General features: G+C 63.3%; 3 protein-coding genes. All 3 read right to left on the reverse strand.

Annotated elements, in window-relative coordinates; genetic code table 11:
- Positions 1–75: 75 nt before the first annotated feature.
- The 3 genes from O0879_RS09670 to O0879_RS09680 all read right to left on the reverse strand — a co-directional run bounded on the left by O0879_RS09670 (position 76) and on the right by O0879_RS09680 (position 10,706).
- On the reverse strand, positions 76–1,563 hold the full coding sequence (locus O0879_RS09670; RefSeq protein WP_289916114.1) for a glycoside hydrolase family 19 protein: 1,488 nt from the start codon (positions 1,561–1,563) through the stop codon (positions 76–78).
- Between the two features lie 288 nt (positions 1,564–1,851).
- Positions 1,852–2,694, reverse strand: a complete 843-nt coding sequence (locus O0879_RS09675; protein WP_289916116.1) for a sulfotransferase — start codon at positions 2,692–2,694, stop codon at positions 1,852–1,854.
- A 155-nt stretch (positions 2,695–2,849) separates the two neighbouring features.
- The gene (locus O0879_RS09680; protein ID WP_289916117.1) at positions 2,850–10,706 is read right to left on the reverse strand and encodes a YDG domain-containing protein; all 7,857 of its coding nucleotides are present in this window, start codon (positions 10,704–10,706) and stop codon (positions 2,850–2,852) included.
- Positions 10,707–10,730 lie beyond the last annotated feature (24 nt).

Raw genomic sequence — 10,730 nt, forward strand, 5'->3', positions numbered from 1 at the left:
GTTGTAAGCTGTTGCAGGCCCCTGAAGGGGCTCTTGTCAACTGTTATCCCTGGCCGGCTATTCCTGCATTTACTGCTACTGCAACTTCACATTCCAGTTGGCTTCCACGCATTTCACGTAGTTTCCGGCCAGCAAGGCGCTGTACGGGGTTTGGTAACTGACCAGCTGGCATTGGTTCTCGCCACCCGCGCTCCAGTTCTTTTCCCAATAGATGTTGTAGGAGGCGGAACTGGCCGGGGTAAAGCGCTGCATGTTGGCGCAAGACAATTGTTCGCCGGAATAATCCCAGCCCATGTCGGCGGCAAATTGCTTGTAGTAATCGATGCGGTTTTGCGCGGCCTGCTTTTCCGTGCCCTGTCCGCATTCGGCGTTGATGATCATGATGGTGGTGGCAAAGTTATTGCCCGCGCCAGCCGTCGTATCGGCCGCGTTCGGCACCCACGTGCCATCGAGCACGTGCAGCATCGACGGTTTCGGCGGTTGCGGATAAACGAAGAAGAAGGTGGCCGACGCCAGGTTCAGCCACGTCGAGGCCACCAGGTCCGGATTTTTCAGCAGCACGGATTGATCGCCGTCATGCATGGCTTGCGAAAACGGCCCATAGTTGTAGTTGTACGACAGTTGCTTGGCGCCACGGCCGAAATACTTCTTGAAGCTGCCGTCGGCGTTCTTGCCGCAGGTCCACACCTTGTTGAAGACGGGATCGGCGCACTCGATGTTGTAACCGCAGCCGGCGCCCGTTTCGTCGCAGCCCAGTTCGCGCAAATACTTCAAGCCCTGGCGCCATTGCGGCAGCGGGCTGCTGGCGTTGTGGTCGCCCGTTTCCTGCCCGAAATGGGCGAACATGGTCGCCAGGCTGTGGCGGCAGATGGCGTCCGCATTGCGCCCGTCGCTGTAGTCGTCGCACACGGCGGGGAACTTGGCCACCGCTTGCAGGAAGCGCTGGTACGTATAGCTGGCGTCGCGCGCGGCAAAATAGTAATCCCACTTCGCCGCCGGCAACAGGCGCTCGACGCGCTTGACATTGAGGGGATTGCTGGCCAGGCCGGGCTGCACGGCTTCGACGGCCGCATTGCCCAGGGTACGGATCGATGCCTTGACCTTGCGGAAGAAATCGTTATTCGTCAGCGCCGCCTCGTTCGCTTCGGCCTGGGCCTTGGTGGGAATGCCGGGCGTAGGCGTCGGTGTTGGAGTGGGCGTCGGGGTGGGAGTCGGTGTCGGTGTCGGGGTCGGGGTCGGGGTCGGGGTCGGGGTCGGGGTCGGCGTGGGAGTCGGCGTCGGCGTGGTGCTATCGAGGCTCCACGGTCCCCACTGGTCGTTGTTCGGCGCCGTGCCCTGCACCCACCATTTGGCCCGGTACACCTTGCCGTCGTAGACGGCGCACTGGCCCGCCGTGTAGACGGCAGCGGCGCTCCAGGCCGCGCAACTGTCGCTGGCGGCCGTGGCGGCCAGCAGGGTCGATGGGGGTTCGGTGGTGGAATTGCCGCCGCAAGCGAGCAGCGCGCTGCCCAGCAGGCCAGCCATCAAAGGCGAGGCCAGCCGGCTAATTTGCCGTGTCTTCACAATGTCTCCTGAACGTTATACGAAAACTATCAAAGTAGCTTTTATGTTGTACGTAAAGAAAGCACAGCGAAGCGTCGGCTTTCTGCACAGAGAATGCGACGCTAAAAATTGGTAGTCAAGTGGTTTTATATAACGGTGTTTTTTACAATACCAGTGACTTCAGGCGGTCTGGCCACGCTGTGGCAGGCGAAGAATGAGGAAAGGAAAAAAAGAAGATTCTGCGAGCGGTAGCGGCAATACCGCGCAAGCGATGGCGCGGCAAGTGGTATTAGCACTGCCGCGCCAGAATCAGGCCGGTTTCGGCGTCGCCTGCACTCTTTCCGGATAATACAGCTCATAAAACCAGCCGTACGCACTTTCGATTTGCGCCTGGATGCGCGGCGGAATCGCATGCTGTTTGGGCGCACTGATGGTGGCTTGCTGGCGGTGCGTGTATTTCATGCGGTAGTGGCTGTCGCTTTCCTGGATGCCGACCGCCAGCGCCTGCGGGTCGATCTGGAAGGGCGACAGCCCCAGCCATGTATACAAGTGCGACATGCATTCCACGGGCCGCGCCATCAAGTCCTCGAAGCGCACGAAATACAGTTTCTGCTGCACCTCGATGGGCAGGTCCAGCACGGCATGCAGCGAACTCAATGGGGCACCAATGGTGCGGTCCTTGGCAAACAGCATGTCGGCCCGCCCCAGGCGGTCGAAGTCGGCCAGGTGATCGACGAAGTCGAGCAGGATGGTGCGCTGGTGCTGGGCCTCGATGGAGCCGTAGACTTGCCCCAGTTCGCGCACGCAAACGATGATTTTCGCTTCCGGCGCCAGTTGCAGCAGCATTTCCACGCAGTGCAGCCAGGCGCGGTTCTTGTCGACCACACCCTGCTTGCCGCAGTCCTGGTACCAGCCGCGCAAGAAACCCTGCATGGCCGTTTTCAGGTGACCGTAGCTGGTCTCGAATGTCGTATCGAGTTGCGACAGGAAGAAAGCATCGTCGCTGACCATGCGCCGCATGCCCAGCAAGGCGTTGCACAGAGGCGAACTATTGCCTTCGCAATGCAGGTCGGGATGCTGCGCCAGCAACTGGCACAGCAAGGTGGAACCGGCGCGCGGCAGGCCGGCCACGCCGATGAAATTGGATGTCATGCGATTGTACTTTCAGTTCGGCGCTGCGCTTCTGATGGAAAACAACGATGGTGCAGCAATTATATGAGCGTTGCAACGGCGCGGTGGCATAAAAAATGCCGCTTCGAAACACGAAGCGGCATTTCCGGCGTCCCCGCAAGGAGACGCAGCGTGCTTTACTGGCTATCCTGGCGCGTGTTGCCGCCAGCTTCGACCGGCAGGCGCAGCCCGCTATCGACCACGCTCAGGCGCAAGCCTGGCAGGACATTGTTGACGACATTGCCCGCCAGCTGCACCACCGGTGCGCTGCCCGCGGCGCCCTGCTCTGCCTCGCGCGGCGCATCCTGCGTGGCGGCGGACTTGCCTGGCGCCGCCTCGCCGCTGGCGATCATGTCGGCCTGCACCATATTGCCCTGCGACGGCGCCACGGCAACAGCCGCAATCACGTTCGCGACCGCGCTTTGCAGCGCTTCCGTCGGCTTGACTGTCAGCACGCCGTCAACATAGTTCAGCGCGTAGTTGGTCGACGCCTGGCCCGATGCCGACACCAGATAACTGCCTGCCGCGGAAGCCGTCGTCGCTGGCGTGCCGAACACCAGCTTGCCGCTCACTTCAGCGGCCAGCGTATCGCCACCGAGCAAGCCGCTGTAGCCGGCGCTGAAGTCGGGATTGGCGCGTCCCTGGTCTTTTTCAGCGTTATCGACCTTCACCGTCAACGCTGCCTGCGTAATCGTGGCCGTGGTGCTGGCGGTGCCGTTGACCACGTAATTGCCCGCGTCCGCGCCGCTCAGGCGTATGCCTGCCACCGTCACCGTCTTGCCCACGCCCGCATTCTTGTCGCCGAAGCTTGCGCCATTGCTGGCAATACTCAGCTGATCATTGCCGATACGGTTGTCGCGCAGGGAGACGACGGCATTCGTCGTGGCGTCATACACCTTGTTGACGCCGCTGGCGCTCACCGTCAGGGTGGCTGGCGTGATATCCGCCGTGGCACTGGCCATGTTGCTGGCCAGCACATAGTTGCCTGCATCGGCGCCGCCCAGGCCCAGACCGCTGATGGTCACGGTCTTGCCCGTTGCGGCATTCTTGTCGCCGAATGCGCCAAGGACGGGGCCGCCAGCCAGGCTCAAGGCGTCGCCAGCCACCATGCCATTGAAGCTGGCGCCCGCCAGGTTCAGGCTGGCTGCCGTGCTGCCGTCGTACACCTTGTTCGCTGCCACGATGCCGGAAATGGCGCTGATGGACGCCGGCGTGATGTTGGCCGTCAAGCCTGTGGGATTGCTGACCGTGTAGTTGCTGGCCAAGCCGGAGCCGTCCAGCAAGGTGGTGCCGCTGACCGTCACGGCCTTGGCATTGCCCGCGTTCTTGTCGCCAAACGCTGCCGTCTGTCCGGCGATGGCCAGGGTTTCGCCCGCCACCAGGCCGGCCAGGCTGCTGCCGCTCAGCTGCGCCAACGCATTGCCGTCATACACCTTGTCGCCCGCCAGCTGGCCCACGACCGTCAGGGCTTTTGGCGTGATATCGGCCGTGCCACTGGCGGTATTGCTAACCAGAATGTAGTTGCCCGCATCGGCGCCAGCAAGCGTGATGCCGCTGATCGCCACCGTCTTGCCCGTGCCCGCATTCTTGTCGCTGAAGGCACTGGTGCCGGCCAGCGCCAGCGTATCGCCGCCGATCTTGCCATTGAAGGTCGCCGCGCCGTTCAGCGTGGCCGTGCTCAAGCCATCGTAAGTCTTGCTGTTCACGCCCACGTCCGTCACGCTGCCGATAGTTGCCTTGCCGATATCGGCCGTGCCGCTGGAGGCATTGCTGACAAGATTGTAGTTGCCCGCATCAGCGCCACCGAGGGTGATGCCGCTGACCGTCACCGTCTTGCCCGTGCCCGCATTCTTGTCGCCGAAGGCGCCGCTGCCGGCCAACGTCAGCACATCGCCGCTGATCTTGCCGTTGAAGATAGCCGCGCCATTGAGCGTGGCCGTGGTCAAGCCATCGTAGATCTTGTTGTTGACGCCCACATTCGTCACGCTGCTGATGTCCGCCTTGGCGATGTCGGCCGTGCTGCTGGCAACAGTGCTGACAAGGTTGTAGTTACCCGCATCGGCGCCAGCGAGGGTGATGCCGCTCACATTGACAGTCTTGCCGGTACCCGCATTCTTGTCGCTGAAGGCGCCATTGCCGGCCAGCGTCAGGCTGTCGTTGCCAATCTTGCCATTGAAGGTCGCCGCGCCGGTGAGCGTGGCATCCGCCAGGCCGTCGTAAGTCTTGTTATTGACGCCCACGTTCGTCACGCCGCTAATGCTTGCCTTGCTGATGTCGGCATTCACATTGCCCGGGCTGCTGAAGGTGTAATTGCTGGCCAGGCCAGTGCCGTCCTGCAAGACAGTGCCGCTGATCGTGACCAGCTTGCCCGTGCCCGCGTTCTTGTCGCTGAACGTGCCGACGCCGCCGCTGAAGCCCAGCGTTTCACCCGCGACCATGCCGCTCAAGGTTCCGCCCGACAACACGGCCGCCGTCGTGCCATCGTAGACCTTATTGCCTGCCGTCACGCCGGAAAGCGTGACGGCCTTGGGCGTGATATTGGCCGTGGCAGTGGCAGAATTATTAGTGAAAATATAATTTCCCACGTCGCTGCCGGACAAGGCGATATTGCTAATATTGACGGCCTTGTTGCTGCCCACGTTTTTATCCGTAAATGCGCCGCTCGCACTGAACAGCCGCACATCGTCGCCAGCAATCTTGCCATTAATCACGGCCGAGCTGGGGCTGAGACTGACGTTGAGGTTGCCGTTATAGACCTTGTCCAGGGCAGTCAAACCGCTAATGCCGGAAATCGTTGCCTTCGCGATATCCCCCGTCAGGCTGGCAGGCGCACTCAGCGTGTAGTTGCTGGCCAGACCAGTGCCATCGCTCAAGGTCACGCCGCCAACCGTAATGGTCTTGCCCGTGCCCGCGTTCTTGTCGCTGTAGCTGGCGCCCTGGACGATAAAGGCCAGGGTTTCCGAGTTGATCAGGCCATTCAAGGCGCCGCCGGCCAGGCTCGCATTGGCCGTGCCGTCGTAGACTTTATTGCCGCCACTCAAGCCCGTCAACGTCAACGCCTTGGCGCTGATATTGGCGCTGCTGGCGGCCGTGTCGCTGGCCAGGTTGTAATTGCCGGCATCCGTGCCGCCCAGCACGATGCCGCTGACATTGACGACCTTGCCATTGCCGGCGTTCTTGTCGCTGAACGTGCCGACCGCGTTGGACACTGTCAGGTTGTCGCCGGCCACCATGCCGCTGAAAGCGGCGCCTGCCGTGTTCAGGCTGGCGGCCATGCTGCCGTCATACACTTTGTTGCCGGCCGCCAAGCCGCTCACGCTGGCGATGGTGGCCTTGGCGATATCGGCGCTGCTGCTGGCCGTGCTGCCGGTCAGGTTGTAATTACCCGCATCCGTGCCGCCCAGCGCGATGCCGCTGATGCTGACCGTCTTGCCATTGCCCGCATTCTTGTCGGCAAAGCTACCGCTGGCGCCCGACACGCTCAAGCTGTCGCCGGCCACCATGCCGGCAAATGCGGCGCCCGCCGTATTCAGGCTGGCAGTGGCATTGCCGTCATACACTTTATTTTCAGCAACGATGCCGGTCACGCCATTGATGGTGGCCTTGCTGATATTAGCGCTGCTGCTGGCCGTGCTGCTGGTCAGGTTGTAGTTGCCCGCATCCGTGCCGCCCAAGGTGATGCCGCTGACATTGACCGTCTTGCCGTTGGCGGCGTTCTTGTCGACGAAGCTGCCGCTGGCGCCCGACACCGTCAGGCTGTCGCCGCCCACCATGCCCGTAAACGAGGCGCCCGCCGTATTCAGGCTGGCGGCAGCGCTGCCGTCATACACCTTGTTGCCGGCTACGATGCCGGCCACGCCGCTGATGGTGGCCTTGCCGATATCGGCTGTGCTGCTGGCCGTGCTGCTGGCCAGGTTGTAGTTGCCCGCGTCCGTGCCACCCAGCGCGATGCCGCTGATGCTGACGGTCTTGCCGCTGGCGGCATTCTTGTCGGCAAAGCTGCCGCTGGCGCCCGAGACCGTCAGGCTGTCGCCGCCCACCATGCCGGCAAATGCGGCGCCCGCCGCGTTCAGGCTGGCAGTGGCATTGCCGTCATACACTTTATTTTCAGCAACGATGCCGGTCACGCCATTGATAGTGGCCTTGCTGATGTTGGCAGTCGTGCTGGCCGTGCTGCTGGCCAAAGTATAGTTATCGGCGTCCGTGCCGCCCAAGGTCATGCCGCTGATATTGACCGTCTTGCCGTTGGCGGCATTCTTGTCGACGAAGCTGCCGCTGGCGCCCGACACCGTCAGGCTGTCGCCGCCCACCATGCCCGCAAACGTGGCCCCTGCCGTGTTCAGGCTGGCGGCGGCGCTGCCGTCATACGTCTTGTTGCCGGCCACGATGCCGCCCACGCTGGCGATGGTGGCCTTGCCGATATCGGCTGTGCTGCTGGCCGTGGTGCCGGTCAGGTTGTAGTTGCCCGCGTCCGTGCCGCCCAGAACAATACCGCTGATGCTGACCGTCTTGCCGTTGCCCGCATTCTTGTCGCCGAAGCTGCCGCTGGCGCCCGATACGCTCAGGCTGTCGCCGCCCACCATGCCCGCAAACGTGGCGCCCGCCGTGTTGAGGCTGGCGTTGGCGCTGCCGTCATACGTCTTGTTGCCGGCGACGATGCCGGTCACGGCGCTGATGGTGGCCTTGCTGATATCCCCCGTCAAGCCAACGACAGGCGCGAGCGCATAATTGCCGCCGGCGCTGCCGCCCAGGGCGGCGTCGATCGTCACGGCAATGCCGTTGCCCGCATTCTTGCTCGCATACGTGCCATTCACGGTCGAGCTCACATTGGCCAGGTCGCCGGCCAGCACGCCGCTCAGGGTGCCGCTGATGGAAGCCGTGGTGGTGCCGTCGTACACCTTGCCGCTCACGGCCGCGCCATTCAGGGTGACGGACTTGGGCGTGATCACCAGGCCGCCATCGATATAGCTGATCGCATAGCCGGCCTGCCCGCCCGAAGAGTACAGGCCGCTGGCCGACACGCCATACGTGCCCGCATTCACGGCGCCAGCGGCATTGCCCGCATACACGGGCGTGCCCAGCAGGCTGGCGCCTGCCACCGTGTTCGAGTAGCTGACGCTGTTGCTGCCTCCCGCGTAGGCCACGCCGTCATACACCTTGCTGTCGTAGGAAACGCGCACGGTGATCTGCTTCATGAACGAGCGCAGGAAAGGCGCGCTCTGGCCATCGTAGACCACCCACATCTGCGCCAATTCCCAGCCGGCGCCCGTGTAGTTCGACAGCGTCTTGAGCCCGCTCGTGGTCAGGTCCGTGCCGCCCGCACTCGTTGCCTTGCCGCTGGCCGTGGTATCCCAGTAACTGCCCGTGACGCTGCCCGCGCCCGCGCCGACCAGGCCGCCGCCAGCGCCGCTCACGCTGCCATTCGCATAGCTGGTGGCGACGGTGCCGCTGTTGCTGCCCACCAAGCCGCCCGCGCCACTGCTGCCAGTCACCGCGCCGCTGGCATAGCTATCCTTGAGCGTGCCCGTACTCGTGCCCACCAGGCCGCCAACGTTGTTGGCGCCCGTGACGGCGCTGGTGGCAAAGCTGCCGCTGATCGTGCCCGCATTGCTGCCGGCCAGGGCGCCCGTGTTGTCGCCGCCGCTGATTGCGCCGCCAGACAAGCCCACATTGGCGATCACGCCGCCGCTACCGACGACGCCAAACAAGCCCACGCCCGCCACGCCCGACTTGATAATATTGAGGTTGGAAACAATATGCCCGGTGCCATCGAGGCTGCCCGTGAAAGCCGAACCTGCCGTACCGACCGGGATGAAGCCAGTGCTGCCCCACACGTCGTTGCCGTTCGCGGCCGTGCTTGCCGCGCTAAAGCTGCTGCCCAGCGTGTAGCTGGCTGCCTTGTTCATTGCCATCAATTGCAGCTGGTGCGTGGAATTGATGGTGTTCGACCACTCCGACGCCAGCATGGGGCGCGTACCGGCGCTCGCGCCATTGATGGAACCGTCGCCGCTGACGATCACCCAGTTGTTGCCCGCCGCACCGGCCGTGTTGGTGAAATTGAAACCTGCGAAATTACTGCCTTGCAACATCTGCGCGCTGGTCAGGCCCAGCGCGTTCGAAGTGGCCGCGTTGCCAGTCACGCCGATGGCGGCGATCGCGCCATTCAAGCTCTTGTCGAAATAGGCATTCGTCACCGTGCCGCCGTTGTTATCGCCGACGATCATGCCGACGCTGGCGCCCCCCGCCGTGAGCTTGCCAGAGTAATAGACGTTCGTCATTGTCGATAGGTTGTAGCCGACGACACCACCCACGGTGGAATTGGCAGTCACATTGCCGGTGGCGTAGCTGTTGCGTATCGGGCCATACGACAAGCCGACCAGGCCGCCGATGTTATTGCCAGTGCCTGTCACATTGCCGGTGGCATAGCTGTTATCGACCGTGCCACCCGACTCTATCCGGCCCAGCAGGCCGCCCAGGCCGGATACACCCGTGACATTGCCCGTGGCATAGCTGTTCGTCACCACGCCGGTGGCGTCGTTAATGGCGGCCAGGCCGCCGCCATAGCTGCCGCCAGCACTGCCGACGCTGATGGCGCCCGTGGCGTAGCTGTCGCTGATCGTGCCTCGGTTGAAGACCGCCAGACCGCCGGCGAAATAATTGGCCGAGGTGGTGGCCACGGCGCTGGAACTGCCCTTGATCAAGCCGCCTGCCGCATTCACGCCCACCAGGCCGCCGGCGGCGCCATACGCGCCGGCAACGACGGTGCCGGCGGCGCGGCTGTTGCTGAGCGTGCCGGCATTGGTGCCCACCAGCGCACCCATGTTGATATAGCCGGAACCATGCACGGCGCCGCTGCTGGACACGTTCTCGATGGTGCCGTTGTTGCGCCCCGCCAGCGCGCCGATGTCGGTATACGCGGCGCTGAACACGGCTTGCGAACCCGACATATTGACATTGCTCAAGCTCAGATTGCGCACGCTGCCGGCGGTACCGATGTTGCCGAACATCCCCACAGGCATCTCGGCGCGGTTGATGGTCAAGCCATACAGCTCATGCCCCAGGCCGTCAAACTTGCCCGTGAAGGGCGTCCCGGCGCTGCCGATCGGTACAAATCCCTTGCCAATGTCCCAGCTGGCCGTGGCGCTGGCATCGATATTACTGCCCAGCACATAGTTGCCGGACAAATTGCCCTGCATGCCCTGCACATCGTTGCCGCTCGTGCTGTTGAAAGCGCCCAGGCTGTTGATGACCTGATACACGGTCACGCTGCCGTTACTGCCCAGCTTGGTGCTGAAATTATTGCCCGATGGCAAATCGACTTCCGCCTTGACGTTATAGGTGGACAGATTGCCGGCCGCGAGCGCGCTCTGGCCATATTCGAGGGCCAGGCTGGCCGTGCCCGCGCCGCGCATGGCCTTGTTGATGTTGATATTGTTTTGCGCCGTCAGGGTCAGCTTGTTGGCCGTCCAGTTGATATTGTCGTTGACGTTGATATTGCCTTGCGTGCCGCTGCCGCCCGACACGCTCTGGATCTGCACATTGCCCGACTTCAAGGAGTTGCTCAGGAAGGCGCCCGTCATGTCGCCGCCGGAAACGGCGATATTGAAGTCGGTCGGATCGATCAGCCAGGTGCCGGACAAGCCCTTGGCCGACGCCGTCGTCACCTTCAACGCATCGTCGATCTTCACGTGCGCGGCCGAGGTGTCGATGAAGCCGCCATTGCCGCCCGCAGGCGCGCTGGCGTCCAGGGTGCCGGCCGCGTTCACCGTGCCGCTTTGCATATCGCCCAGCAACTTGATCGTGCCGCCGCGCGTGTCGATGCTGTGCGCCTCGATCACGCCCGTGTTGTTGACGACGGTTTTCAGCAAGTCGCCCGCCGCCTGCGCCGTCAGGACGACGCTGCCGCCATCGGCCTGGATCAAGCCGCCGTTATTCACGAGAGCGCCCACGGCGCCCCGGTCCACCGCCACGTTCAGCAAGCCGTCGCCCGCCACGTCCAGCGTGATGGCGCGGCCCGC

This window comes from Janthinobacterium sp. SUN120 (assembly GCF_030397735.1).
GTDB lineage: Bacteria > Pseudomonadota > Gammaproteobacteria > Burkholderiales > Burkholderiaceae_D > Janthinobacterium > Janthinobacterium kumbetense.

What these genes read in the sequence shown, in the direction of transcription:
- O0879_RS09675 (WP_289916116.1), bottom strand. Translation starts at nt 2,694, where the DNA reads ATGACATCCAATTTCATCGGCGTGGCCGGCCTGCCGCGCGCCGGTTCC.